Source organism: Telluria sp. LT1R51-2, from assembly GCF_059685775.1.
Window position 1 is genome coordinate 3611527 of sequence record NZ_JCASIM010000001.1, and the last position, 26436, is coordinate 3637962.

Here is a 26436-nt window from a genome sequence, read left to right on the forward strand (position 1 = left end):
ACGAGGCCACGATGCGCCCGACAGTGTAACCAAAACAGGACCTTGCATGAAATTTCCGTTCATCCAGCCCGGGGCGACAGACGACCTGGACGCCGGGCCCGAGCCGCGCGCGCGCTCGCGCGGCTGGCGTTTCCTGCGCTGGATGGTGCCGATCCTGCTGGTCCTGCTGTTCCTGGCGGTGCTGATCTGGCTGCCGTGGCAGGCGCGCCAGATGGAAAGCAACGATCGGCAAGAGCAATTGATTGCCGATACGCTGTGGGTTGAGCAGACGCTGCGTTTCGAGCTGGCACGCAGCGAAGAAGCGCTGGCCGCACTCGGTGCCGACCTCGTCGTCGCGCCGCTGCCGCCGGCCAAGCTGACGGCGCGCTTCCGCCAGATGTTTACCAATGGCCCGGAACTGGTGCGCGTCGTCTGGAGCGATGCCGACGGCGTCCAGCAAGCCATCCACGGCAGCGACCTGCCCGCCACCGGCCTGCCCCAGGCTACCGTGCTGGCCGGCGAAATGGCGCGCTCGATCCGGCGCGGCCGCTACAGCGTGCCGTACGGCGCCACGGCCTCCACCCACGGCGTGATCGATTACTACCTGCCGCTGTTTCGCGGCGGCCAGTTCACCGGCAGCCTGGTGGCGACCTACAGCCTGCAAGTGCTGCTGGATGAAACGGTGCCGTGGTGGTTCGCGCAGGACAATGCGCTGACCCTGCTCGACCGCAACGAACTGCCGGTGGCCCGGCGCGCGTCGGGCGGGCCGGGCCGCAACGTCTACACGCACCAGCGCGAGCTCGACCTGCCCGGTGCCCAACTGGTGCTGTCGACCAACAGCGTCAAGCGCGCGCCGCAACTGCTGCCCAACCTGCTGGTCGGCTCGGTGATCGTGCTGGCGCTTGGCTTGTTGATGAGCCTGGCAGCGCTGTGGCGCCACATCTCGCGCACGCTGGCGGCCGAGGCTGCGCTGCGCCAGCAGATGGCGTTTCGCACGGCCATGGAAAATTCGCTGATCACGGGCCTGCGCGCGCGCGATCTCGAAGGCCGCGTCACGTACGTGAACCGCGCCTTCTGCCAGATCGTCGGCCTGTCGCAGGAAGAATTGATCGGCAAGAAGCCGCCGATGGCGTACTGGGCGCCCGAAGCGATGGCCGAATACGAAGACCGCTTCCAGGGCATCCTGTCGGGCAAGGTCACGCCGCAGTTCGAGACCGTGTTCCAGCGGCCCGACGAAGTGCGCGTGCCGGTGCTGGTGTTCGAGTCGCCACTGGTCGACGTCGACGGGCGCCATACCGGCTGGATGAGTTCGGTGCTCGACATCACCGATCGCAAGCGCGTCGAAGAACTCAATCGCCAGCAGGAAGAAAAGCTGCAGGCCAGCGCGCGCCTGGCCACGATGGGCGAGCTGTCGTCGATGCTGGCGCACGAACTGAACCAGCCGCTGGCCGCCATCTCGAGCTACACGGTGGGCGCCCTGAATATGCTCGACCGCGCCGCCGGCACCGGCCAGGAAGTCAAGCCCGGCATGCTGCGCCACGCACTCGAACAGGCGCGCCAGCAAGCCCAGCGCGCCGGCCACATCATCCGCAGCGTGCACGAATTCGTCAAAAAACGGGAACCGCTGCGCCAGGAACTGACGATCCGCAGCGTGATTGCCAGCGTGCATGCGCTGATCGAATTGCAGGCGCGCCAGGCCGGTGTGGTGCTGCGCGTGCACTTGCCACCGGGCCTGCCGCCGGTGCTGGCCGACCGCGTACTGCTCGAACAGGTGCTGCTGAACCTCACGCGCAACGGCATCCAGGCCATGCAGGATACCGTGCCCGACCAGCGCGTGCTGCGCATCGAGGCGGCGCACGTTGACGACCAGGTGGCCGTCTCGGTGATCGACCGCGGCCACGGCATTTCGGCGGAAGTGGCCGAGCGGCTGTTTTCGCCGTTCTACTCGACCAAGGCCGAGGGCATGGGCATGGGACTGTCGATTTGCCGCACGGCGATCGAGTTTCACGGCGGCACCCTGAGCCACGCGCCGTATCCGCCCGGGGGCACCGTGTTCACGTTTTCGCTGCCCGCGCAGGCAGGGAGCCGGGCGGTCGGCTAGAATCGCGTGCGGCGCCCTGCCCGACCATTACGGAGACCCCCATGCTGCACATCGTCGACGACGAAGAAGTCATACGCGATTCGCTCGCCTGGCTGGCGCAATCGCGCGGCCTCAACGTGCGCAGCTATACCGGCGGCCAGGAATTCCTCGACGTCATCAAGGACCTCGACGGCAGCGGCGACTGCGTGCTGCTCGACGTGCGCATGCCCGGCATGAACGGCATTGCCGTGTTCGACCAGTTGATCGGCCGCGGCCTGCTGCCGCGTCTGCCGGTGATTTTTCTGACTGGCCACGGCGAGGTGCCGATGGCGGTCGACTCCCTCAAGCGCGGCGCCTTTGATTTCTTCGAGAAGCCGTTCAACGACAATGTCTTGATGGATCGCGTCGAAGAGGCGCTGGCCGCCTCGCGCAGGGCCGCCACGTCCGCTGCGGTGCAGGCGCGACTGGCCACGCTGTCCACGCGCGAACGCGAAGTGCTCGACCTGATCCTGGCCGGCATGATGAACAAGGTCGTGGCCGACAAGCTCGGCATCAGCATGCGCACGGTCGAGGTGCACCGGGCCCATATCTTCGACAAGATGCAGGTCAAGACGGCGGTCGAACTGGCCGGCTTGCTCAAGTAAATACCGGCAGCGTGCTCGCGCTGCCTTCACACTGTCTTCATTTCCTGCGCGTAAAGGGTCTGAGGAGTCTGCAGCAGCCTTGTAAAATAAAGTCTGAACGCGCCGCGGCCAGGGCGCTGCGATGCACAGGCTTTTTCAGGAAACGCGCATGAACGAAAAGACAGTTGCAGACAAGATGTTTCTACGCACGGCGACATCGATGCTCGTGCTCAATGGCCAAGCCAATCCAACCGTGACAGCGCACATGCCGGCCGACATCGTCAAACAGGGGGACGGGCCGTTCGACGTCATCCTGATGTTTTGCATGGGTCAGAACGACCTCGCGCATTACCTGCCGCTCGCCAAACAACAGCTCAGTGACACCGGCTCGCTCTGGATCGCGTACCTGAAGCAGACGGCCTCGAAGGCAACCGATATCAACCGTGATTCGATCAATGCCTATGCCAAGGAGCATGGCATCACCGGGGTGGCCATGATTTCGATCGATGGCGACTGGTCGGCGCTGCGCCTGAAACGCATTGCGGTTTGAGCTCGTCGCATAGATTGAAGGAACATGCGATGCAAATCCTTCATAGATAACGCTTTAAGGTCCATAATAAGCAATCTATGAGGTAATTTATGCCGAAGAAATTGTCTGGCTCCGACGTCTGGCCAACCCTGGTTCTTGACCACCTTCAGATTTGGGGGCGCTGTATTCGCACTCAACGCCTGCAGCAGCGTATTACTGCAGCCGACTTGTGCCAGCGGCTGGGAATTTCAGCAGCGACACTGCGTCGCCTCGAACGCGGCGACCCTGGCGCTGCAGCCGGCTCCTACCTTACCGCGTTGCTGACCTTAGGCATTGCTGACGCAGCAACCCCGCCCGTACCTGCGGCGTTATGGCAAGAAACCGGTAGCATTCGGGTCAGATTACGCCAACAGCGCGAAGGCGGAGAGCCTAATGCAGACTATTTCTAAACCACTGTTTATCTACCTTCAACGACCTGACACGGCTGAGTGGGTAACCGTTTGCGCAAAGCGTCAAATCTCGATCGCTGGGGCGCTCTTGCCGTTGGTTCGGCACCCAAGCCTCCGACAGCCACATTTGACAGTCCGTCAGTACCGCAACTCAGCCAAGTCATTGAAGAGCTTGCAGCGATTGCGGAGCTCCGGCCAAGCGTGCGTGCCAACGTTCGCCGAAGACTAGTGCAAACCGCCAGCCTCGGCGGGGCTCGGCCGAAAGCTACCGTCCGGGATGAGAACGGACAGTTCTGGCTTGTCAAACCGCGCATCGCATCCGATATTGCCGATATCCCCCGACTCGAACACGCGTGCCAGCAATGGGGTGCCGGCAGCGGGCTGCATTTTGCGCGCACCGAGCTGCACCTCGAAAAGGATGGACGCAGCGCAGTGCGGGTCTTGCGCTTTGACCGTAACGGCCAGCACCGTCATATGTGCCTGAGTGCGGCCTCCATGCTGCAGGCCGAATATCCTGACAATCTTACGCAAACCGACCGCTGGAGTTACTCGCGCCTGGCCGACGAGTTGCGCCGTGTTGGCGCACCTGCCGATGACCGGAAGGAGCTCTTTGGACGCATGGTATTCAATGCAGTCTGCGGCAATGACGACGATCACGTGCGCAATCACGCTATTGTGTACCAGGCGCCTGAACGCATGTGGCGACTCGCACCAGCGTTCGATGTGGTCGCAAATCCGTCCGAAACGCCACGACGCCTGTCGATGCAGCTGGCGCTGGGACGCTTTGACATCTCACGTGAGGCGGTCCTTGCAGATGCCCTTCGATTCGGTTTCGATAACCGCGACGCGTGCAGTGCTTATCTGAATGAATTGTTGGGGCGAATGCGAGCATCGTTCGATGCATCGGTTGCGTGTCTGGACGAAGCATGGCGCCAGACACTGCATGAGCGGCTGCAGCACAACGCAACCATGCTGGGTAGTGAAGCGGCTTGGAAATAATCTGGATTGAACTGGTAGCGGTTCGACGTACTCATCAGCACATACGATGTTGCGCCAGCGCCCACGCCACATGCTCACGCACCAGCTCGGATGGATGATCGGCCCGCGTTTGCAGCGCTGCCACGATGGCCGCATCGCCAGGCAACTGCTGCGCCGCATTGCCCAGCCCCACCGCCAGATTGCGCAGCCAGCGCTCGTGCCCGATGCGCCGGATCGGGCTGCCTTCCATGCGCCGGTTGAATTCCGCTTCTTCCCACGCGAACAGGCCCACCAGGTCGCCCTCGCCCAGGCCGTTGCGCTCGTCGAAATCGGGCACCTGCGCCCGCTGCGCGAACTTGTTCCACGGGCACGCGACCTGGCAATCGTCGCAGCCGTAGATGCGGTTGCCGATCAGCGGACGCAACTCTTCGGGGATGCTGCTTTTCAGCTCGATCGTCAGGTACGAGATGCAGCGCCGCGCGTCGAGCTTGCCCGGGCCCAGGATCGCGCCGGTCGGGCACATGTCGATGCAGGCCGTGCAGCCGCCGCAATGCTTGCCGGTGGGCGGGTCGACCGGCAGTGGCAGGTCGATCAGGATCTCGCCAATGAAGAAGGTCGAGCCGGCCGCGCGCGACAGCAGCAGCGTGTGCTTGCCGCGCCAGCCCAGGCCGGCTTTTTCGGCCAGCGGCAATTCCATCACGGGCGCCGAATCGGTGAACACGCGAAACCCGAACGGACCAATTTCTTGCTGGATTTTCTCGGCCAGCGCTTGCAACCGGTTGCGCAGCACCTTGTGGTAGTCGCGGCCCCGCGCATACACCGACACGACGGCTGCGTTCGGGTCAGCCTGACGCAGGCGCTCCCCGGCGCGCCAGTCGCCCTGGCGCTCGGTTGGCAGATAGTCCATCCGCACCACGATTGCGCGCACGGTCCCGGGCACGAGTTCGGCCGGCCGCGCACGCTTCATGCCGTGGGTTGCCATATAATCCATCTCGCCGTGGTAGCCCGCATCCAGCCAGGCTTGCAGGCCTGCTTCGAGGTGCCCCAGGTCGACATCGGCAATGCGCACGTCGGCAAAGCCCAGCCCCGCGCCCCATCCCTTGATGGCGCGCGCTAGCTGGGGCAGGTCGACGGATGAGGTTGGGGAATCGGACATACCGGGGTGGGAACACCACAAGAAAAGAACGCAGCAGAATGCAGTACAACACGCTATTTTATGCCATGCAGCCCATCAAAGCGCACCAGCACTACTATTTGCCGGACGAGTCGGCCACCGATGCACTGGGCGGCGCGCTAGCCCGCGCGCTGGCGCCGGGCCTCGTCATCTACCTGCACGGCGACCTGGGCGCCGGCAAGACTGCACTCACCCGCGCCCTGCTACGCGCGCTGGGTCACACGGGCACGGTCAAGAGCCCGACCTACACGTTGTCGGAGCCATACAACGTGATGCTTGACGACAATCCTCTGAGCGTGATCCACTACGATCTGTATCGCATGTCGAGTCCGGAAGAATTCCTGGACGCCGGCTTTCGCGAAGATTTTGACGGCCACAACGTCTGCATCGTCGAATGGCCCGAAAAAGGCGAGCCCGTGTTGCCGCCGCCGGACATCCGTTTACTGCTGAGCGTCAGTGGAAACGGCCGTGCTGTAGAATTGCAAGCGTTGTCTGAATTGGGCCTGCTATGCCTCGATCGTCTCGCTTTCCTCCCGCCGCACCAGTAACTACGCCCTCAACACGCCGCCGCGTCATGCTCAAGGCCGGCGGGACACTGCTGCTGTCCGTCGTCGCCCCCCTGCCCGCCAGCGCCAACCAGATCCTGGCAGTACGCGTCTGGCCCGCGCCCGAGTACACCCGCGTCACGCTCGAAAACGACACCGACCTCAAGACCGAGCATTTCCTGATTCCCGATCCGCCGCGCCTGGTCGTCGACATCGACGGCCTGGGCCTGAGCCCCACGCTCAAGAGCCTGGTGGCCAAGATCGAATCGAACGACCCATACATCAAGCAGGTGCGCGTGGGCCAGAACCGGCCGAACGTCGTGCGCCTGGTATTCGACCTGAAGGCCGAAGTTAAACCGCAGGTGTTTACGCTCGCGCCCGTGGCCGGCTACCAGCACCGCCTGATCTTCGACCTGTACCCGGTCACGCCGGTGGACCCGATTGCGGCGATGATCGAAAGCGGCGAATGGAGCACCGGCACGACCAAGACCGTGGCGGCCGGCACGCCGGCGCTGGGCGACCCGGTATCCGGCCCGCCGGGCGCGACGATGCCCGCTACCGTGCTGCCGCCATCCGGCGCCGTCGGTACGGGCACTGCGGCGGCGGCAGGCGCCATCGTCGCCACCACGCCACCGGTGCAGATCCCGACCCCGCCGCCAGTGGCGCCGCGCACCCAGCCGAATGCCGGACCGGACGCCATTGCCCGGCTCGAAGCCGAGATCTCGGGCCTGCGCGGCACACCGCCGGCCCAGGCGGTGCAACCGACGCCCGGCAGGGCCGGTGCACGTCCGTCGCAGAAAGTGGCGCGCATGGTTACCATCGCGCTCGACCCGGGCCACGGCGGCGAAGACCCGGGCGCCATCGGCGCCAACGGCAGCCGCGAGAAGGACATCGTGCTCGAAGTGGCCAAGCGCCTCAAGACCAAGCTCGAACAATTGCCCAACACGCGCGTGATGCTCACCCGCGACGGCGACTTCTTCGTGCCGCTCAATACCCGCGTTGAAAAGGCGCGCAAGGTGCAGGCCGACCTGTTCGTGTCGATCCACGCCGACGCCTGGGTCTCGCCGACCGCGCGCGGCTCGTCGGTATTCGTGCTGTCTGAAAAAGGCGCCAGTTCCAGCGCCGCGCGCTGGCTGGCCAACGACCAGAACCGGGCCGACCTCGTGGGCGGCGTGAACCTGGCCGGTGGCAGCACCGACCGGCAGCTTGCCAGCGTGCTGTTCGACCTGTCGACGACGGCGCAGATCAACGACAGCCTCAAGCTCGGCAAGGCCGTACTGCGTGAAATCGGCGGCATCAACCGGCTCCACAAGGCATCGGTCGAGCAGGCCGGCTTTGCCGTGCTCAAGGCGCCGGACATCCCGTCGATCCTGGTCGAGACCGCCTTCATCTCGAACCCGCAGGAAGAAGCACGCCTGAACGACAACGGCTACCAGGACCAGCTGGCCAATGCCATCACGAACGGCATCCGCCGTTATTTCGCCGACAACCCGCCGATGGCCAAGAGCCGACAAACCTGACATGGACCACATCACTTTCGGGCAGCTGCCCGCGATCCGCATCACGGCGCCCGACGGCGCCACTGCCATCATCACGCTGTACGGCGCGCACCTGGTCTCGTGGCATGGGGCCGATGGCGGCGAACGCATGTTCCTGAGCGCCCGCTCGGCGCTCGACGGCAGCCGCGCGATCCGTGGCGGCGTGCCGGTGATCTTTCCCCAGTTCGCCGAGCAGGGCGACGGCATGCGCCATGGCTTTGCGCGCGTGTCCACCTGGCGCCTGGAAGACAGCGGCGTCGAGGATGGCGCGGCGTGGGCCGTGTTCGGCCTGAACAACGCCGATCTGCCGCCGGCCATGGCAGGCGCGTGGCCGCACCGGTTCGCGCTGCAACTGCGCGTGACCGTGCGCGCCAATGAACTGAGCATGGCCTTGAATGTCCGTAACACGGGCGAGGCGGCGTTCCCGTTCGCAGCGGCGCTGCACAGCTACCACCTCGTGCCGCATCTGGCCGACGTGCGTATCGAAGGGCTCGAGGCGGGCACGCTGTCGATCGCCGACAAGCTCGACGTGGTGTACGAGCAGGTCGACGACACCATCTTCCTGGGCACCTGGGCGCGCGTGCTGACGCTCGAGCAGGAAGGCTTTTCCGATGCGGTCGTGTGGAATCCGGGCGCAGCCGACACGGCGGCGCTGCCGGACATGGAAGATGAAGAGTATCAGCGCTTCGTCTGCATCGAACCGGCACAGCTGACGCCGGTGCAGCTCGTGCCTGGCGCGGCCTGGGAAGGCCGCTACAAGGTCAGCTGAGCATTTACATCGACTCTTTGATCATCCGTCCATTGCTCGGCTGCACAGGCCGCGCATTGTATGGATACAGCCGCGAGAACAGCGCCATCTGTTGCGGCGAAGCCGTCATCGGCTGCTTCATCACGATCCACAGCACGTTCTCGGTACAGGGCGGCTCGCTCAGCGAACCCATGTACGTGAAGTAATCGCGCCGCGCCGGCAGGATCTCGTTCACGTTCAGCACGATCGACGGCGTCACGGTCGTCAGCTTTTCCAGCGGCAGGTTGTTCCACACGGTCTGGATCATCGGATTGGCATCGCCACGCTCGAGCTGCACCGCCAGCACGGCGATCTTGTTGTCGTAGCTCTTGTGCACCATGTGCACCACCATCTCGGTGCCGCGGCCATTGACACGTTCTTCGCCCGGGCGGTGGAAGTGGAACTGCTGCAGCTCGTAGGTGGTGCCGCCCACGGTCAGGAAGTTCCCGCCCGCGACATTGACTTGCACCGTGTGGCCATTGTCGACCTCGTTGAATGAGCTCGGCTGATAGTCGAACGTGATCTGTTCGAGGTTGACCTTCATGCCATCGCGCAGGTCGATGGGCGACTGGCGATTGCCGGTATTACAGGCCGCCCATGCCGTATTGATCTTCGACCAGTTCTCGGGACCGAACTCGCCGTCATAACTCCAGTGCGTGCCATTCTTCGGCCTGGCAGTTTCGACGGCCACGGCCGCCACCATCGCGGCCTCCTTCTTGCGGCGCGCGTCGGCGGCCTTGCGGGCGCGCGCCGCTTCTTCGGCGCGCAGGGCCTGCTTGGCGCGCAGCTCGGCGAGCTTTTCGGCAATGCGCACCGACAGGTCGACCTCGGTATCCTCTTCGGATTTCGCGGGCGCAGCCGCAGCGGCAGCAGCAGGCGCAGTGGCGGCCGGCTTGAGGTTCGGCCGGATCGACGCAATCGCAGGCTTGGCCGGCTCGGCCACGGGCTTGGCGGTCTTCGGTGTCGGTTCATTCGCCTGCGCCAGGGCGGTGACCAGGCCCAGCGTACATAGTGCGATCAGGTTACGCATGTGATTTTCGGATAGTTTGATTCTCTCCATCCTTTATCGGACTCAGCGCCTGTAACTTGAGTGCGCACGGGCAACATGGGGACTTAATTCGTCGGATTAGCCAGTTTGCAAGCCTTCGCAACAACATCCCGTGTCGTTCTTGCATCGCCCGCCCTACGCGCTTTGCCCTCGATTACAATTGCCCGATACTTATAACGACAGGGGGAGCAGATGCAGGCAGCGTCATCAAAAAAGAACACGATCCACGCAACCGTCGGCGCAGCACTGTGCGCGCTGCTGTCCATGACCAGCGCGCACGCCGCGGCGGCGAAGACCGAGCAGGAATTGCCGCCCAGGCTGACAGTGGCCGATGTCGTCAAGGCATCCAAAGCGGCCGAATGGCGCGCGCTCGACCCCGAGAACACGATGTACATCGAGCTGCCAACGGGCCGCGTTGTCATCGAACTCGCGCCCCGCTTCGCGCCGAACACGGTCGCCAACATCCGCGCGCTGGTGCGCGAGCGCTACTTCGACGGCTTGTGGGTGATGCGCGCGCAGGACGGCTTCGTCGTGCAATGGGGCGACCCGGATGAAGAAAAGCCGCGCCCGTTCAAGGCCGCCAAGACCGTGGCCGCTGAATTCACCGTGCCGTACACGAAGAGCGACACCTTCACGCGTCTGAAGGAACGCGACGTCTACGCGCCGCAGGTCGGCCACGTCGACGGCTTTCCCGTCGCGCGCAATCCGGCAACCCGGCAAACCTGGCTGCCGCACTGCTACGCGATGATCGGCGCGGCGCGCGACAACGGCGCCGACACCGGCAACGGCTCGCAGCTCTACACGGTGATCGGCCACGCGCCGCGCCACCTGGACCGCAACATCACGGTCGTGGGCCGCATCGTGGCCGGCATGCCGCTGCTCACCGTGATGCCGCGCGGGACCGCCGCCGCAGGCTTCTACGAAAAGGCCGAGCAGCGCACGCCGATTGCCAGCGTGCGCATGGCGGCCGACGTGCCGCCCGCCGAGCGCAGCAAGCTCGAAGTCATGCGCTCGGACAGCGCTGCGTTCCAGGCCCTGATCGACGCCCAGCGCAATCGCGGCGGCCCGTGGAGCAAGGTGGCCGCCGGCGCGATCGACCTGTGCAACGTGCCGATTCCCGTGCGCGAGCAGCCTTGACGACACGGGGGCGGGGCAATTTGCAGCCGGGGACGATCCGGGTCTTTTTCGACGGGCTATAATCTGCGGATGAACGCCCCTGCCCCGACCATCCGCCCCATCCAGCAGCTTCCCGACCAGCTCATCTCGCAGATCGCCGCCGGCGAAGTGGTCGAGCGGCCCTCGGCCGTCGTCAAGGAGTTGCTGGAAAATGCGCTTGACGCCGGTTCGACCACGATCACCATCCGCTTGGAAGAAGGCGGCGTCAAGCGCATCGCCATCACCGACAACGGCCGCGGCATCGCGCCCGAGCAGCTGCCCCTTGCGCTGGCGCGCCACGCGACGTCCAAGATCGCGTCGCTGAGCGACCTGGAAAACGTGGGCACGCTGGGCTTTCGCGGCGAAGCGCTGGCCTCCATTGCCTCGGTGGCCTCGGTGCGCGTGACCTCGCGCACGGCCGACGCTGCGCACGCGTTCGAGATCGTCGGCTCGCACGAAGGCGTGGTCGCCCCATCGTCGGGCGCCTGCGGCACCACGATAGATGTGCAGGATCTGTACTTCAATACGCCGGCGCGGCGCAAGTTCCTCAAGTCCGAACAGACCGAATACGCCCACTGCGCCGAAGTCGTGCGCCGCATCGCGCTGTCGCGCCCCGACGTGGCCTTCAGCCTGTCGCACAACGGCCGCACGATCGACCACTGGAACGTCAGCGAAGCGGCCAAGCGCAGCGCCCACATCCTGGGCAACGATTTTGCCGAGGCGCGCCTGGCGCTCGACGAAGCGGCCGGCCCGCTGCACCTGCACGGCTACGTCGGCCTGCCGACGGCCTCCAAGGCGCGCGCCGACGGTCAGTTCTTCTACGTGAACGGGCGCTTCGTGCGCGACAAGGTACTGGTGCACGCGGTCAAGGCGGCCTACCAGGACGTGCTGCACGGCGACCGCTTCCCGGCGTATGTGCTGTCGCTCGACCTCGACCCGGCGCTGGTCGACGTCAACGTGCACCCGTCGAAAACCGAGGTGCGCTTTCGCGACAGCCGCGCGGTGCACCAGTTCGTGTTCCACGCGGTGCAGCGCACGCTGGCGCAGACGTCAGCCACCGCGCATGGCAGCGTGCCGGGGCCAATGACCGCGGCCGAGGTGCGCCCGAGCGGCACGCCGCTATGGCAGTTGTCGCAATCGCCATCGCAGCCGCAGCAGCGCCCGCACGAGCAGACCTCGTTCGGCGCGCAGCTCACGCAGACCTTTTCGCCGTCGCCGTACGCAGCGGGCAGTCGCTGGGACGATGCAGCTACCGGAGGCGGCGTGCCCCAACGCCTTGAAGCCTACGGCGCGCTGTTTGCCTCCGATGCGGCCAGCAGTTCGTCTGGCACTGCGTCTAGCAGTGCGTCCAGCTCGGCGCCGATGCCGGTGCCCATGACGGCGGCCGACAAGCCGCTGTCGAACGACGACTTCCCGCTCGGCTTCGCGCTGGCCCAGCTGCACGGCATCTACATCCTGGCGCAGAACACGCGCGGCCTGGTGCTGGTCGACATGCACGCGGCGCACGAGCGCATTCTGTATGAGCAGATCAAGAACGCGCTCGACGCCCAGGCGCAGGGCCAGGAAATGCAGGTGCAGGCGCTCCTGATTCCGGTGACGTTCTACGCCGACGCGATGGAAGTCGCCACCGTGCACGAGCACGCGGACACGCTGGCAACGCTGGGCTTCGATATCGCGGCCCTGTCGCCGACGACGCTGGCGGTGCGCAGCGTGCCGACGCTGCTCAAGAACGCCGACGCGCAAACGCTGGCGCGCGACGTGCTGCGCGACGTGCGCGAATTCGGCGGCTCACGCGTGCTGATCGAACGACGCAACGAGCTGCTGGGCACCCTCGCCTGCCACACGGCGGTGCGCGCCAACCGCATCCTGAGCCAGCCCGAAATGAACGCGCTGCTGCGTCAGATGGAAAGCACCGAGCGCGCCGACCAATGCAACCACGGCCGCCCGACCTGGGTGCAGCTCGAGATCTCCGCGCTCGACAAGCTCTTCTTGCGCGGTCAATGATGGGTAACATGAACAAACCGCTGGCCGTGGCCATCATGGGCCCGACCGCTTCCGGCAAGACCGCCGCCGCCCTGCGCATCGCCCAAACGCGCCCCGTCGAAATCATCTCGGTCGATTCGGCCCTGGTGTATCGCGAGATGGACATCGGCACCGCCAAGCCCACGCCGGCCGAACTGGCCGCCGTGCCGCATCACCTGATCGATATCCTCGATCCGCTCGATGCGTATTCGGTGATGCAGTTCAGGAACGATGCGATCCGCCTGGTGGCCGAGATCACGGCGCGCGGCGCGCTGCCGCTGCTGGTGGGTGGCACGATGATGTATTTCAAGGGCCTGGTCGAGGGACTGGACGACTTGCCCACCGCCGACATGGCACTGCGCGCCGCGCTCGACGCCGAAGCGGCGCGCATCGGCTGGCCCGGCATGCACGACAAGCTGCGCGCGCTCGACCCGGTCACCGCCGACCGGCTGGCGCCAAACGACGCCCAGCGCATCAACCGGGCACTGGAAATCATCGAACTGACCGGCAAGCCGATGTCGGCGCTGCTGGCGCTGCGCACGAAGCCCGTACTGCCGTTCAGGCTCGTGTCGTTTGGCCTGGAGACCGATGACCGCGCGGTGCTGCACAAGCGCATCGCGCAGCGTTTCGATGCGATGCTGGGCACGCGCGACGACAGCGGGCTGGTGGCGGAGGTGGCGCGGCTGCGCGCCCGAGGCGACCTGTCGCCGCTGCTGCCGTCGATTCGCTGCGTGGGCTACCGCCAGGTCTGGGATTACCTCGACGGGCGCATCGACCGCGCCACGCTGCGTGAGACGGGCATCATCGCCACGCGCCAGCTGGCCAAGCGCCAGATCACGTGGCTGCGCGCGATGCCGGACCGGATCGTCATCGATTGCCTGGGGCCGGATCCGGCCGGCGCGATGCTGGCCCAGCTTGCGCTGTTGGAAAAATGACATGCGCAGCAACTATTTGTGACCCACACGCCCCCGCGATCTTGACAGCCATCCACTCACGCCGGATAATACTTGCCGTTGCGGTGATATAGCTCAGTTGGTTAGAGCACAGCACTCATAATGCTGGGGTCGGTGGTTCAAGTCCACCTATCACCACCAAAGATTTCAGGCGATGGCCTGGCTCCAACGAGTCAGGCCATTTTGCTTTGCCAGTTCCGGTGATATAGCTCAGTTGGTTAGAGCACAGCACTCATAATGCTGGGGTCGGTGGTTCAAGTCCACCTATCACCACCACGAAGTCAAAAGGCCGCTGATCCAAAAGGTTCAGCGGCTTTTTTCATGCCCATCCTGTCCGCATCGTGTTGCCCGAGCATCGGTCACGTGGCAGGCCACTACCCCGCAATGGCAATTCCCCGATGCCGATCGACATGTCACAAGACAGCGAGTCGTTGCACCGTGTCGGGTCGCGTGCGCTTGCATCGCGCATCGCGCATCGCTCTTCACGCGTATTTCCACCGCGATGACAACCGGGGTGATACATGGCTGTTACTTCCGTGATTGTCCGAACCCAGCTATGTTTGAGCGGTGTTTCCTCTATGACACCTGATTTTATGGGCCATGGATATCACTGTCATTTCCAGCGTTCGAACGTATCGAAACTGTCACGTCGCGCAGTTTTGATCATCCCAATCAAGCGACTATCAAAGGAAATATTATGGCTCTGAAGATCATCACCGCATTCTATGGCGACGCTACACGTGGCGCGGATGTCACGGCACAAGTTCAAGCCATTGTGGCAAACGGAAACGATGATGTCTCGATCAGCAATCAGTCATTGGGCGGCGATCCTGATTTCGGCACCAGGAAACAATTTGGCGCCGTGTACTTTCATGAGAACGGCACAATTGCATCGATTGTCGGGCAAGAAGGCGACACGCTCGATTTCGTGAAGTAATTCAGCTATTTCAATAAGATCCGGCACCGCTGCAAGAATTTCTGCGAATGTTGACATGGCATCAATGAATGCAGCGGGACCGCGATCACATATCGCAGCAATTCAATGTAACAGACCGGTCGCCCGGAAAAATTCATCACGATTTAACGATCTTACTGCCAGGCGCATCACCCAACGATGATTGCGAGATCGTTGTTTATTCCCTCAGCTGCTGAACTTCGATGCTTCCGGTGAATCCGGACTGTCCACCTGCTGCCGCAAGGCGCCCCTCTCCCAAGGTGTCAGGCAAGCGCTGATCCGGTTGCCGCGTGACGCTGCCTGCCTGAGGTAATTTCGCAGCACCCCCGGTTGCCCCCATCGATCACGCACACTACGCAGGCCTGCCAGCCAGACAATGTTTTGGCTTGTCGAAAGAAGGCTAGCCCTGCGCCACAGTGCATAATGTGCGAAATAATTCATAAAAAAAGTGGCTTCACCCTATGGCGAACATCCGGCGCTCCCTGTTCATCAACTTCTTCACCTCGACAGGCGGCACCGTCGTCCAGTTTGCCGTCACGCTGTTTCTGGCCCGCGTACTGAGTCCCAGCGATATCGGCATCTATTCGATGACCATCGTGTTCATCAATATCGCCCATATTTTCCAGGACTTCGGCGTCGGCAGTTATCTGCAGCGGGAAAAAGAACTGACGCCGGAAAAACTGCGCGCTGCCACGGGCGTGATTTTTACGACCTCGTGGATGATTGCCGCGGCCATCTACGCCGGCAGCGACTGGTTTGGCGAATGGTTCAATGAACCCAAGATGGTGCCCGTGATGAAGGTCCTCGCGATCTGCTTCGTGTTCATCCCGTTTGGCTCCATCACCAATTCGTTGCTGATACGCGATTTCGCGGCGGGCAAGCAGGCATGGGTCACGGCGGTGAGTACGGCAACGTCGGCGGCGACCTGCATCGTCCTTGCCCTCATGGGTTTTGGCGCACTGAGCATGGCCTGGGCCAATCTCGTCAACATCATCACGTGCGCGATTGCCTACATTCCCTTCCGGCCCAAGTATCTTCCATGGATGCCCTCCTTCAGGCACTGGCGCGACGTCGTGCATTTCGGGATGAGTTCGCTCCTCACAAATTGCCTGAGCTCGATTAACAATTCGATTCCCGATATCCTTCTCGGGAAACTGGGCAATGCGACCCTGGTCGGCTTTTTCAGCCGGGCCAATTCAACCGTCACGATCTTTTTCCACATTGCCGGCAGTACGGCAAATTACGGGTCGGTGTCGTATATCGCCCAGGCCCACCATCGCGGCGAGTCGGTTGGCGCCTTGCTGAACAAGGCGACGTCGCTGTTGACCGGCATTGCCTGGACAGCACTTGGATTGACGTATGTGTTCGCCACGGACATCATCACCGTGCTGTATGGCGAGAAATGGCTGCCATCGGTACCGGCCATCGACGGCCTGCTGGTCGCCTGCGCCATCGGCACGATTTTCAACTACTACCCGGCAGCCATGACGGCGATCGGCAGGCCGTTCCTGGCCTCGTTCCCGATCGCGGTGACGCTTGCCTCGCGTGTGGCATTTGCCTTTGCCCTGTTTGACGGCAGCATTCGCAGCTTCTCGTGGGTGATTTGCGGCGCGACCATCGTTGCGATGCCCGTGCTGCTGATCCAGCAACGCATCTATTTTCGTCACCGGCTGTCGACCATGCTGGTCGCGTTATGGCCCAGCGCTGCCGTGGCGATCATTTGCATGGCGGGCGCGGCGTTTCTCAAACTGGCCTTTCCTGCCTCATTCGCACCGGCGCTCGTACTTCTTGCCTCGGCCCTGCCGCTGGCGTGCCTCTGGTACTTGTCACTTCGTCTCACAGGGCATCCATTAACTGCAGAAATCCATAAAATGGCCGCCGGGTTCCGGGCGCGTATTGCATAAACGGGCGGCAATGCCAAGCTTATTCTGATGACATGACGGGTCAGTTGGTTTGAGGCGACAGAACTTTATTTTGGCCGCAACTGGCACATTGCCGGTGATATGATAATAACAATTGTCATTGCTGGAAAAACTCGGTGTTATTCATTGCGACAGACAATCTCCGTTGTGTGTCGTTTTATTCCTGCAATTACACATTCCCCTTGTTTACCGAGTGCCGTCCCGAACCAATTGGCCATAATGCCAGACCCTAAACATCCGTTGTCCCAGTACGTGTTTGTCGTTTTCGCCGACGATTGGGGTCGTCACCCGTCCAGTTGCCAGCATTTATTCTTGCGAATTATTCCGCACGTGCAGGTTATCTGGGTCAATACCATTGGCCTGCGCACGCCGCGATTGAATCTGCATGATTTCAAACGGACCATGCAGGTCATTCATGCATGGATTCGGCCCCATGCCCGGCTCAGAGCACGTTCGCCAAACCGCACCCGGCAGATTGGCAATGACTGTTCCACGCCGTCAGCCAGCAACGCCGTGTTCCCGTATATCGTCAACCCGGTCATGTGGCCATCGTTCCAGGGCCCCACGTCCACCGCGCTGAACCACCACCTTCTCTCGGGCGCAGTGCATGAAGCGCTGCGGCATGTGGCGCCGGGCAAGCATCCCATTCTGGTGAGTACGTCGCCCATCGTGCCCGGCCTGTTTCGCGACCATGTCTTCAAACGAAAAATCTATTACTGTGTCGACGACTTCACGCACTGGCATGGCATCAATGGCCCGGCCATGCATCGCCTGGAACAACAAACACTGCACGCGTGCGACCTGATGATCGCCACCTCGACCTCGATTCTCGACACGCGGTCACCACACGCGAAAGCGTCGACGCTGCTGACCCATGGCGTGGACCTGGCGCATTTCTCGGGTGCCAGCCCCGATCCCGACAGCCCGCTGGCTGCCTTGCCGCACCCGATAGTCGGCATGTTCGGCGTATTCGACCAGCGTGTCGATGGCCAGGCCCTCAAGGCGGCCGCGCGCCTGTCACCGCAGGCAAGCTTCGTCGTCCTCGGTCCAGTCATGGATCGCCAGCCCGGCGAATTTCATGATGTGCCCAACCTGCACTTCCTGGGCGCCGTGCCGTATGCCGACTTGCCCGGCCACGTCGCCCATTTCGACCTGTGCATCCTGCCGTATGTGGTCGATGCATCGACCTGGAACATCAACCCGCTCAAGCTCAAGGAATACCTGGCCACGGGCAAACCCGTGATCGCCTCGCCCCTGCCCGAGGCGATCCGATTGGCCGCCTACCTGACCCTGGCTGCGCCGGACGCGTTCCCGCAGGCAGTGGCAGCGGCCCTGGCCACGCTCGAGGCCGGTCCGGCAGCACAATCCGACGCCGCACGCAGCCGCCTCGCGGATTTTCTCCACAGCGAAAGCTGGGAAGCGAAGGCAAAAAGCTTCCTGTCCGACGTCATGGTCGATCTGTGAGCAATCCATGAACGAGCGTATCCGCATCCTTTGCATCGCAACCATGTTTCCCAATCCACGGATGCCGGTGCATGCCCAGTTCGTCAAGCAGCGACTGGATGCGTTGTCGGACAAGGTCGATCTGATCGTGGTGTCGCCGATCCCCTGGTTTCCCGGCGAACGGTATTTTGCGCGCTACGCCAACCGCAGCCAGATCGCGGCGCAGACCGACGCGAACGCGTATCCAACCTTCTTCCCGAAGTTCTTCTCGATCCCGGCGGTGCTCAAGCCACTGGAGGGTGTCTTCCTGGCGTTCGCGCTGCGGCGTTTCATCGCCGCCCATGGCCTCGAGGGCAAGATAGACGTGCTCGATTGCCACCTGGCGTTTCCGGAAGGGTTTGCAGGCGCCCTGCTCGCCCGCATGATTGGCAAGCCGTATGTCGTGACCTTGCGCGGCCACGATATCAACGATCTTCCCAGGTTTCCCGTGCGGATCCGGCAAGTGCTGTTCGCGCTGCGCCACAGTGCGCGCTACTTCGGCGTTGCCAGAGCGCTGGTCGATGGCGCCATCCGGCTGGGCGCGCCGCCGGACAAGGGTTACGCGTCCACCAATGGCGTGGACACGGCGCGGTTTCGTCCCACGGCAAAGATGGCGGCCCGCGCGGCGCTGGGCTTGCGCACCGACCGGCGCTATATGCTGTCGGTATCGCACCTGGTGCCACGCAAGGGCATCGATATCCTGCTGCGCGCCCACGCCCTGCTGCGCGCCGGAGGGCACACGGATCTGTGCTTCATCGTCGTCGGGCAAGGGGGCGAGGAAGGCGACTGCGAAGCCGATCTGCGCGCGCTCGCGACCGAACTCGGGATCGCCGAACACGTCGTCTGGGCGGGCGCGGTACTGAACACCGACCTGCACGCCTGGTACTCCGCGGCCGACGTGTTTTGCCTGGCCAGCGAAAAGGAAGGCTGGCCCAATGTCGTCCTCGAGGCCATGGCCTGCGCCACGCCGGTGGTGGCGCACCGCACCTGGGGCGTACCCGAGATCATCACGGGGCCGGACCTGGGCATCCTGGTCGACGCCCGCGAACCGGCGCCGTTCGCGCACGCCATCGGCCTCGCGCTGGAGAATGACTGGGACCCGGCGCGGCTACGGGGTTATGCGCTGGAAAACACCTGGGACAAGGTGGCCGACGGACTCCTCGCGCACTTCCAGGCGATCGTCAGGCCCGCTCAGAAAGCGGGGGTCAGGTCTGACAAACGGACACAAGCTCAGCCGTAATACTCGCTCAGAAAGCGGGGGTCAGGTCTGACAAACGGACACAATCTCAGCCCTAGTACCAGTACATTGGAGCTTACAGATGAGGCCGTGTCCATTTGTCAGACCTGACCCCGGCTGTACGCAAGCGAAGTCGAAACCGCCTGATAATTGGCCCCCGCTGCCAGCGACATTGGCAACGCCAACTCCACGCTTCTTACTCCGGCGTGCGCCACTCGCCGTCGGACGCATTTTCATCGAGCGCGAAGTCGCCGCGCGCCAGCGCCAGCAGCACCTCGTGCGCCGCTTGCACATGCTCGGCCGGGACCAATAACCGCACGCCGCCCAGCGCAGGCGCCAGCAGCAGGTCGGTCTGCATCAGGTGCGCGTCGGCCAGCATCGCCGGGATGCCGGATGCTTCCAGGCAGCCCTGCGCCAGGGTGGCGTCCACGGGAATCATGTAGCGGGCCACGACGTACAGATCGCGCTCGGGCACGGCTTCGATGTCGGGGTGGGCGGCGAGCCAGTCGTTCAGGGAGAGCGTGTGCATGAGGGTTCCTTGACTAGCGCAGCAGTGCGGGGAGATGCGACAACAGGTACAGGATCACGCCGATCATCCCGCCCACGATGGTGCCGTTGATGCGGATGTATTGGAGGTCCTTGCCGATATTGAGTTCGATCTGCGCCGACATTTCGCGGTCGTCCCATTGCTTGACGGTGTCGGCGATGTGGCGTGTGAGGTAGCCCGCGAATTCGGGCGCCACGCCGCGCGCGGCGGCCTCGAGGTTCTCCTGCAGCGACTGGCGCAGCTGCGGATCGTCGCCCAGCGCCTTGCCGATCCAGGCGCCCATGCCGACGATGCGGCGGCGCATGCTCGAATCGTCGCTGGCCAGGTCGCGCTTGAGCCACGCCTTCAGCTCGGTCCAGAGCGAGCCGACATACCCGTTAAAGGTGGCGTCTTCGAGCAGGTAGCGCTTGACGTCGTCGGCTTTGGCCAGAAAGTCCGGATCGACTTTCAGGCGCTCGATGAAATCGGCCACGTACTCGTCGAAACGTTCACGCAGCGGATGCGCGGGGTCGGCCGCGACCTTGTTGAGAATACCCGAGGCCAGGCGCACGGCGATGTCGGCGCCCTTGCGGCCAATCAGTTCGGACGGCAACATGCGCTCGACCAGCGCGTAGTCTTCCTTGAGCCAGTCGACGATGCCATTGGCAATGGCGCCCTGGGTCTCGGTATTGTCCAGCAGATGGGCAAGCTGGCGGATGCCTTCGTCGAGCAGTTGCTGGTGGCGCCGGCCGCGCGTCAGGCTCTCGAGGATCGCGCCGCCCGACTTCGACAAATCGACGCTGCCCACCATCGTGTGCACTGCGCGCCGGATGACGTTCTGCACCGGGGCATCCTCGATGAAGTCGAGCATGAAGGTGGCGGCGCGCACCAGGTGCGCGCCCATCAGTTCGGTATTCACGGGTTTGGCCAGCCAGTCGGCCAGCAGTTGCACCGGGTCGTGGCGGCGGATCAGCTTGAGGATCGACTCGGTGTCGAGGAATTTTTCGCGCACGAACAGCGCCAGGTTGTCGGCGATCTTGTCCTTGTTGCCGGGGATGATGGCCGTGTGGCGCGAGATGATCGGGATCGGGATGCGCTTGAACAGCGCCACCACCGCGAACCAGTCGGCCAGCGCGCCGACCATCGCGGCTTCGGAAAACGCGCGCAAGAGGCCCGTCCACCAGGTCTGCGGCAGCAGCAGGCTGACCACGAACAGCACGGCCGCGCCGACGAAGAAGCCGAGGGCGATCAGTTTGGACTTGCGCAGTTCGTCGTGCTTGTGCATGCGGGGCGGCCCGGCTGTGGCGATGGTGCCATGCTAGCCGACTTCGCGCGCGCGTGACGCGCCGGCTGCCTTTGGCGCATCAATCCTGCACCACCTGCACCCGCCTTACGCCGCCACTTCTTCCTCGCACAAGGTCAGCTTTGCGCAGCGCTGTCCGTGCAGCTGCGGCAGCAGCAGTTCGCTGCGTGCTTCCAGCAGCGCAAACACTTCATCCTTCGACAGCACGTACTGCTCCAGCAGCGTGTCCTTGAGCGACTCCATCATCAGCTTGTAGTCGCGGATCGCGTCCAGCGTGTAGCTGTACAAGGCATCTGCCTTTTCTTCCACCAGCCGCACCGTATGCTCGCCGCCGATATCCTTCTGCAGCTGGCTGTAATCGATCTTCGAGCGCGAATACATCGACAGGCGGCTCACCATCAGATTGAGCATCTTGGTGATCTTCTCGATGTCGTTCTGGCTGCCCACCGAAATACCGCGCGGGCCGTAGAACAGTTCTTCGGCCGCGACGCCGCCGTACAGGCCCACCACGTCGCGCTCGAGCTCTTCCAGCGTGCGCAGCGACATGTCTTCGCCCGACTGCAGCACGTAACCCAGTGCGCCGATCTTCGACACGGCCTCGGTGCTGATCTTGAGCAGGTGCGAGCGTTCCTTGACTTCGGCCAGCGTCATCCCCTGGCGCAGGAACGGGTCAATCTGCATGAAGAAGTGGCCCAGCTCGTGCAGGGCGATGCGCTCGCGCTGCTTGTGCTTGTCGAGCGTCGTGGCGCGGTCGGTCAGGCCGATCGTGGCGCGCTCATAGGCGCGGAACAGCAGGTTCGTGTTGATGATCGTTTTTTCCTGGATCGACAGCATGCTGGCGCGTTCGACCACGGTTTCCAGCAGCGCCGGGCTCAGGTTCTGGGTGATCTCGGCGACCTGGTCCAGGTTCAGGTCATTCCAGTCGACGAGGCCATCCTTCTTGCGCGACAGGAAGCTGCGCAGCAGTTCGCGGCGCTCGCCCTTGTTCGGCAGGCGGAAGTTGATCTTGACCGAGAAACGGCGCAGCATCGCTTCGTCCATCTCGGTCGAGTTGTCATCGAAGTTCGAGGCGACGATCCAGATGACGCCTGCGCCCTTGTCGCTTTTCACGCCGTCGAGCAGGCCGAGCATCGTGTTGGCGGTGTCGTCTTCCCACTTCTTTTCGCTGCGGCCACGCGGCATGAACAGGCTCTGGGCTTCGTCCAGGAAGATGATGCACTTGCCCTTGGCGCAGGCCTTGCGGTGCAAGGCGTTCAGCGCCTTGGAGCCGCCGCCGACATAGCCCGATTCGAGCGCCGAGCCGGACGCCGAAATCATCGGCAGGTTCAGGCGCTTGGCCAGATAACCCACCAGCTTGGTCTTGCCGGTACCGGCCGGGCCGGTGAGCATTACGTTGAACGGCTTGTCGATATTGTGCGACTGGTATTCGGCGCGGTTGCGGATCATCTCTTCCAGGTGCAGCACTTCCTGCTTGATGTCGTCCATGCCGATCAAGTCATCCATGCTGCCCTTGAGCTTGTCCGGGGTGATGACCGAAGCGCTCATGCCCATGCCAGGCATTCCGAATTTGATGAGGTACAGCACCAGCAGCACGATCGCGATATTGAAGGCGTTCTGCTTGAAGAAGGTGCCGGTGCGCGCGAGCGTGCTTTCGCCCTCGTCCATCACGGCTTCGTGGGCCGCCAGGTAATCATCCTTGGCGATCGAATACGGAATCGCGTTCTTGAGCAGTACTTCGCGCTCGAGCGACAGGTGCGAGGTGCTCGGCACCTTGACCACGTTCAGCGCTGCCGAATCCTTGAACTTGTAGATGTAGCGCGGCGCTTCGGACAGCGGTTTGGCAATGAGCAGGTATTCCAGACGGGCCTTCTGGTCCGCCAGTGCGGTGATCTCGGCGATGTTCTGCGAATGGACCACCGGGCGCGCGTCCTGCGGCACATTGGATTTGAAGACCGCCAGCGTCACCAGCATGGCCATCAGGATGACGGCGAGGATGCGGACGTAGACGTTCTTGAATGCAATCTGAAGACGGGAAAAATTGGGCATAAGGTGTACTCGTCGAAAATGCTTGATGCAAAGAGAGACTGGGGTGCCATGCCACCGGTAGCGGTAGTCGGCGTCGGCGATAAGCCAACAAATTCGCGTTGCTGCGGCTTGCTTTTTGATGCTTGCAAGCAAGGGAGTAAGAAGACTATACCTTCAAAAAAAATCGCCGGGAATACCAAAAAGTCAAAAACCCGCGTGATTTAAGGCGAATGAAAGTCTTGATAATGGAATTGATTATCCGACTGACAGCATTCGTGATGAGTGTGTCAAATAAATCGGCAATTATTGCGAGATAGGCATGACGAAATGCCTAGGAGATGGGTAGAGATATTGTTGAGCGCTGCATATTTACCACAGTCAACTTTTTAAGACTGCATGCAATATGACGCTATCGGTACATAAAGTGGTGGCTATTTCTGCAACTGCTCAAGCAAATGGGTGCAGGCTCGCACCGATTCGAACAAACAAGTCGGGAGAGAATCGGGCGATAAAATGATTCCACCAAAGGCGGCAATCGCTTATACAGCAAGGCGCCGGTTAACCAGCGCCATCGCGGCACAGGTCATGCAACTTGATCATCGTATTCCAGTTGCGCGACGTGGCGCCATCGCCCAGCCGTTTGCCGAGCGCCACCGCGGCTGCACTATTGAGCAGGCCTTGTGGACACCAGACATAGGCCGCGTGGCGTCCAAGTGCCACGGCTTCGGGCGCCCAGTCCAGGCGGCACAGGTCGGCCGCCAGCGCGCATTGCGGCTCGCCTGCCAGCAGGAAGGCGAACAGGCGCGCGTGGTCGGTGGCCACCTGCAGCAAGGGGTTGTCGGCGATGATCTCGGCCACGTCATCGCATGCAAACACGAACACGCGCGCACTGACGCCCAGATGCAGGGCGATGGCCGCTTCGATCTCCTGCGCCGCATTGACGGGTGGGACAACGGCGTCGAACACGATATTGCCGCTATTGAGCAGACTGCGCACGCGCGTAAAACCGAGGTCTTCGACCAATTTACGCAGGTCGGCCATTGCAATGCGTTTGGCGCGGCCAACGTTTACGCCGCGCAGCAGGGCAATGTAGCGCAAGCGCGGCGCCGTGTCTGCCCCGGCCCGCATGCTATTGCAACCCTTCCTGGCGCAACGCTTCCTGCACCGCAGGCAGCATCTTGATGCGTGCTTGATAAGCCTGCAGTGCCGGCCAGTGATCCAGCGAGAAACTGGTGAACCCTACCCAGTTCAACACGGTAAACAGGTAGGCGTCGCCACGGTGAAGTCGTCCCCGACCAGGTAACCGTCGTCGCCGATCTGACCCGCCAGATACGTCAGTGGCGCCGCCAGCGCCGCCCAGGCTGCTTCCTTGGCCTCGCTCGACGCGCCCGGTACGAAGATGGGCGAAAAACGCTTGTGCAGCTCGGTCGATGTCCACGCCAGCCATTCCATCGATTCGTAGCGCTCAAACGTGCCGGAGGCAGGCATCAGCGCGCTCGCCGGGGCCTGGTCAGCCACGTATAGCAGGATGACCTGGCTCTCGGTGAGCAGCTGGCCACCTTCCAGCGCCAGCGCCGGCACATAGCCTTTGGGATTGATGGCCCGGAAATCTTCGCCGCCCGCAGTCAGTTTGGTGCGCAAATTGACACGCTCGCTGTCAAACGGCAGGCCGGAGGCGATCAGGGCGATACGGGGCGCGAGCGAGCAGGCGCCGGGACTGAAGTAGAGTTTCACGGGGTTCCTGAAATGGAAATGGAAATGGAAATGGATGCCAAAAGCCTACAGCAATTTGGCGCCGCTCTCCAGCCACAGGCGCTGCGGCATGAACGCGACATATTGTGTCGCCGCCGTGATCTGTACGCACACCGGTGATACCATCGTTTGAATATTGAATGGAGGAAACTATGAGCGACGATCACGAGCTGGTCCCGGTGGCCAGCGCATTGCCGGGCATGGTGCTGTCGGACGAACTGCTCGACAGCCATGGCCTGGTGCTGCTGGCCAAGGGCACGGTCTTGAGCGAGGCGATCATTGCCTCGTTCGCGCGCCATCAGATCGACGTGGTGCCGGTGGCGCGCGTGGAAGCGCACCGCGCGCCAAACGCAGCGGCGGTACAGGCGCGACTGGACATCGTGTTTCGCCGCCACGACCGCGACGACGACAACGACTGGGCCGGCAACCTGCTGCGCCGCTACGTCGAGGATTACCGGCTCGAACGGCAGGTGGCGCCATGACGCTCGATGAACTGACGACCGGCCTGGACGACCTCCCCTCGCTACCCGCCGTCGTGATGGAACTGCTGGGCAGCATCGACCAGGAAGACGCCGACCTGGCCGTGTTGGCCAAAAAGGTCGCCCTGGATCAGGCACTGACTGCCAAGACGCTGCGCCTGGCCAACTCGTCGGCCCTGGGCCTGCAGGTCAAGGTCACGACGATCCATCAGGCCATGACATTTCTTGGCGTGCAAGCCACGCGCAACCTGATTCTGGCGGCATCGATCACGGGTTGCTTTCCCGGCAGGCGCTGTCCGGCGTTCGACCACAAGGCGTTCTGGCGCCTGTCGATCGCCACCGCTGCCTGCGCGCGGGTGCTGGCGCGCCATATGCACTTCAATCAGGACGTGGCATTCACGGCCGGCCTGTTGCACGGCATCGGGCGTCTGGTGCTGGTGACGCGTTATCCCGAGCAGTACGACGCCGTCCTGCGCGAACGCGAGCGCGTCGATGGCGACCTGCTCGAAACGGAGCGCGCCATGCTGGGTGTCGACCACATATTGGCAGGCCGGGCGCTGGCCGAGCACTGGCAATTTTCGGACACGCTGCGTCAGGCCATCGCGTTCTATGGCCAGCCGGAGATGCCGGGTGCGGGGTTCCTTGCTACCATCGTGCACGTGGCAAAGGCCGTGGCGCATGCGCTCGATCTTGCAGGCTATGCAAACGAAGTGGTACCGACCGTGTCGAGTGTCGCCTGGACGGCGCTGGGATTGTCCGAGGAAGCGTGGTTGCAGGTGTTCCGCGAAACGGAGCTGCAATTTGAAGAAATGACCGCCATCCTGTTGGCGTAAGCCGCAGGACGGAATCAGATAAAGGTCATCAGGTAAGCGTCAACAGGTAGTACGAAGTCAAT

24 protein-coding genes and 2 tRNA genes are annotated in these 26436 nt (G+C 63.1%); 19 read left to right on the forward strand and 7 right to left on the reverse strand.

Features of this window, described 5'->3' with window-relative positions:
- Nucleotides 1-46 precede the first annotated feature (46 nt).
- The 5 genes from AC56LH_RS15860 (at nucleotide 47) to AC56LH_RS15880 (ending at nucleotide 4659) form a co-directional block, all read left to right on the forward strand.
- On the forward strand, nucleotides 47-2080 hold the full coding sequence (locus tag AC56LH_RS15860) for a PAS domain-containing sensor histidine kinase (RefSeq protein ID WP_499647582.1): 2034 nt from the start codon (nucleotides 47-49) through the stop codon (nucleotides 2078-2080).
- Nucleotides 2081-2121: 41 nt separating this feature from the next.
- A complete protein-coding gene (locus tag AC56LH_RS15865) occupies nucleotides 2122-2703 on the forward strand; it encodes a response regulator transcription factor (RefSeq protein ID WP_499647584.1) in 582 nt (193 codons plus the stop codon).
- 148 nt (nucleotides 2704-2851) lie between these two features.
- The gene (locus AC56LH_RS15870) at nucleotides 2852-3232 is read left to right on the forward strand and encodes a DUF3052 family protein (RefSeq protein WP_499647586.1); all 381 of its coding nucleotides are present in this window, start codon (nucleotides 2852-2854) and stop codon (nucleotides 3230-3232) included.
- Nucleotides 3233-3321: 89 nt separating this feature from the next.
- A complete protein-coding gene (locus tag AC56LH_RS15875) occupies nucleotides 3322-3660 on the forward strand; it encodes a helix-turn-helix domain-containing protein (protein ID WP_499647588.1) in 339 nt (112 codons plus the stop codon).
- A gap of 228 nt (nucleotides 3661-3888) precedes the next feature.
- Nucleotides 3889-4659 carry a HipA domain-containing protein gene (locus AC56LH_RS15880; RefSeq protein WP_499647590.1) on the forward strand — a complete coding sequence of 257 codons (771 nt, stop codon included), beginning with the start codon at nucleotides 3889-3891 and terminating at the stop codon, nucleotides 4657-4659.
- Between the two features lie 34 nt (nucleotides 4660-4693).
- Here the strand turns inward: AC56LH_RS15880 and queG are convergent, their stop codons facing one another.
- On the reverse strand, nucleotides 4694-5794 hold the full coding sequence (gene queG, locus AC56LH_RS15885) for a tRNA epoxyqueuosine(34) reductase QueG (RefSeq protein ID WP_499647592.1): 1101 nt from the start codon (nucleotides 5792-5794) through the stop codon (nucleotides 4694-4696).
- A gap of 65 nt (nucleotides 5795-5859) precedes the next feature.
- Between queG and tsaE the strand changes: the two genes are divergently transcribed.
- The 3 genes from tsaE to AC56LH_RS15900 are packed head-to-tail and all read left to right on the forward strand — an operon-like array spanning nucleotide 5860 to nucleotide 8664.
- On the forward strand, nucleotides 5860-6360 hold the full coding sequence (gene tsaE, locus AC56LH_RS15890) for a tRNA (adenosine(37)-N6)-threonylcarbamoyltransferase complex ATPase subunit type 1 TsaE (protein ID WP_499647594.1): 501 nt from the start codon (nucleotides 5860-5862) through the stop codon (nucleotides 6358-6360).
- Nucleotides 6321-7877 carry an N-acetylmuramoyl-L-alanine amidase gene (locus tag AC56LH_RS15895; protein WP_499647596.1) on the forward strand — a complete coding sequence of 519 codons (1557 nt, stop codon included), beginning with the start codon at nucleotides 6321-6323 and terminating at the stop codon, nucleotides 7875-7877. Before tsaE ends, AC56LH_RS15895 begins: the two co-directional genes overlap by 40 nt.
- A 1-nt stretch (nucleotide 7878) precedes the next feature.
- Entirely contained in the window at nucleotides 7879-8664 is a 786-nt protein-coding gene (locus tag AC56LH_RS15900) for a D-hexose-6-phosphate mutarotase (protein ID WP_499647598.1), read from the forward strand.
- Nucleotides 8665-8668: 4 nt separating this feature from the next.
- Here AC56LH_RS15900 and AC56LH_RS15905 read toward each other — a convergent pair whose 3' ends face one another.
- A complete protein-coding gene (locus AC56LH_RS15905; protein WP_499647600.1) occupies nucleotides 8669-9712 on the reverse strand; it encodes a carbonic anhydrase in 1044 nt (347 codons plus the stop codon).
- Nucleotides 9713-9922: 210 nt separating this feature from the next.
- Between AC56LH_RS15905 and AC56LH_RS15910 the strand changes: the two genes are divergently transcribed.
- The 9 genes from AC56LH_RS15910 to AC56LH_RS15950 all read left to right on the forward strand — a co-directional run bounded on the left by AC56LH_RS15910 (nucleotide 9923) and on the right by AC56LH_RS15950 (nucleotide 19459).
- The gene (locus AC56LH_RS15910) at nucleotides 9923-10867 is read left to right on the forward strand and encodes a peptidylprolyl isomerase (protein WP_499647601.1); all 945 of its coding nucleotides are present in this window, start codon (nucleotides 9923-9925) and stop codon (nucleotides 10865-10867) included.
- Nucleotides 10868-10936: 69 nt separating this feature from the next.
- Entirely contained in the window at nucleotides 10937-12889 is a 1953-nt protein-coding gene (gene mutL / locus AC56LH_RS15915) for a DNA mismatch repair endonuclease MutL (protein ID WP_499647603.1), read from the forward strand.
- A complete protein-coding gene (gene miaA, locus AC56LH_RS15920; RefSeq protein WP_499648491.1) occupies nucleotides 12889-13842 on the forward strand; it encodes a tRNA (adenosine(37)-N6)-dimethylallyltransferase MiaA in 954 nt (317 codons plus the stop codon). The genes mutL and miaA overlap by 1 nt, the downstream gene beginning before the upstream one ends.
- A gap of 82 nt (nucleotides 13843-13924) precedes the next feature.
- A tRNA-Met gene (locus AC56LH_RS15925) sits at nucleotides 13925-14001 on the forward strand.
- A gap of 58 nt (nucleotides 14002-14059) precedes the next feature.
- Nucleotides 14060-14136 (forward strand) — tRNA-Met (locus tag AC56LH_RS15930).
- A 421-nt stretch (nucleotides 14137-14557) separates the two neighbouring features.
- Nucleotides 14558-14797 (forward strand): hypothetical protein, encoded by a 240-nt coding sequence (locus AC56LH_RS15935; protein WP_499647605.1) that lies wholly within the window; start codon nucleotides 14558-14560, stop codon nucleotides 14795-14797.
- A 479-nt stretch (nucleotides 14798-15276) separates the two neighbouring features.
- On the forward strand, nucleotides 15277-16719 hold the full coding sequence (locus AC56LH_RS15940; protein ID WP_499647607.1) for an oligosaccharide flippase family protein: 1443 nt from the start codon (nucleotides 15277-15279) through the stop codon (nucleotides 16717-16719).
- A gap of 531 nt (nucleotides 16720-17250) precedes the next feature.
- The gene (locus tag AC56LH_RS15945; protein WP_499647609.1) at nucleotides 17251-18201 is read left to right on the forward strand and encodes a glycosyltransferase; all 951 of its coding nucleotides are present in this window, start codon (nucleotides 17251-17253) and stop codon (nucleotides 18199-18201) included.
- A gap of 7 nt (nucleotides 18202-18208) precedes the next feature.
- Nucleotides 18209-19459 (forward strand): glycosyltransferase, encoded by a 1251-nt coding sequence (locus AC56LH_RS15950; RefSeq protein WP_499647611.1) that lies wholly within the window; start codon nucleotides 18209-18211, stop codon nucleotides 19457-19459.
- A 193-nt stretch (nucleotides 19460-19652) separates the two neighbouring features.
- On the opposite strand, the gene AC56LH_RS15955 is transcribed toward AC56LH_RS15950, so the two are convergent.
- The 5 genes from AC56LH_RS15955 to AC56LH_RS15975 all read right to left on the reverse strand — a co-directional run bounded on the left by AC56LH_RS15955 (nucleotide 19653) and on the right by AC56LH_RS15975 (nucleotide 25044).
- Complete coding sequence (locus tag AC56LH_RS15955) at nucleotides 19653-19985, reverse strand: putative signal transducing protein (protein WP_499647613.1); 333 nt, start codon at nucleotides 19983-19985, stop codon at nucleotides 19653-19655.
- Between the two features lie 13 nt (nucleotides 19986-19998).
- Complete coding sequence (locus AC56LH_RS15960; protein WP_499647615.1) at nucleotides 19999-21267, reverse strand: DUF445 domain-containing protein; 1269 nt, start codon at nucleotides 21265-21267, stop codon at nucleotides 19999-20001.
- Between the two features lie 105 nt (nucleotides 21268-21372).
- The gene (locus tag AC56LH_RS15965; RefSeq protein ID WP_499647617.1) at nucleotides 21373-23331 is read right to left on the reverse strand and encodes an AAA family ATPase; all 1959 of its coding nucleotides are present in this window, start codon (nucleotides 23329-23331) and stop codon (nucleotides 21373-21375) included.
- A gap of 537 nt (nucleotides 23332-23868) precedes the next feature.
- Complete coding sequence (locus tag AC56LH_RS15970) at nucleotides 23869-24408, reverse strand: DUF1697 domain-containing protein (protein WP_499647619.1); 540 nt, start codon at nucleotides 24406-24408, stop codon at nucleotides 23869-23871.
- A 150-nt stretch (nucleotides 24409-24558) separates the two neighbouring features.
- Nucleotides 24559-25044 (reverse strand): glutathione S-transferase N-terminal domain-containing protein, encoded by a 486-nt coding sequence (locus AC56LH_RS15975; RefSeq protein ID WP_499647621.1) that lies wholly within the window; start codon nucleotides 25042-25044, stop codon nucleotides 24559-24561.
- Nucleotides 25045-25214: 170 nt separating this feature from the next.
- Between AC56LH_RS15975 and AC56LH_RS15980 the strand changes: the two genes are divergently transcribed.
- Nucleotides 25215-25544 carry a hypothetical protein gene (locus AC56LH_RS15980; RefSeq protein ID WP_499647623.1) on the forward strand — a complete coding sequence of 110 codons (330 nt, stop codon included), beginning with the start codon at nucleotides 25215-25217 and terminating at the stop codon, nucleotides 25542-25544.
- Nucleotides 25541-26374 carry an HDOD domain-containing protein gene (locus AC56LH_RS15985; RefSeq protein WP_499647625.1) on the forward strand — a complete coding sequence of 278 codons (834 nt, stop codon included), beginning with the start codon at nucleotides 25541-25543 and terminating at the stop codon, nucleotides 26372-26374. The genes AC56LH_RS15980 and AC56LH_RS15985 overlap by 4 nt, the downstream gene beginning before the upstream one ends.
- Nucleotides 26375-26436 lie beyond the last annotated feature (62 nt).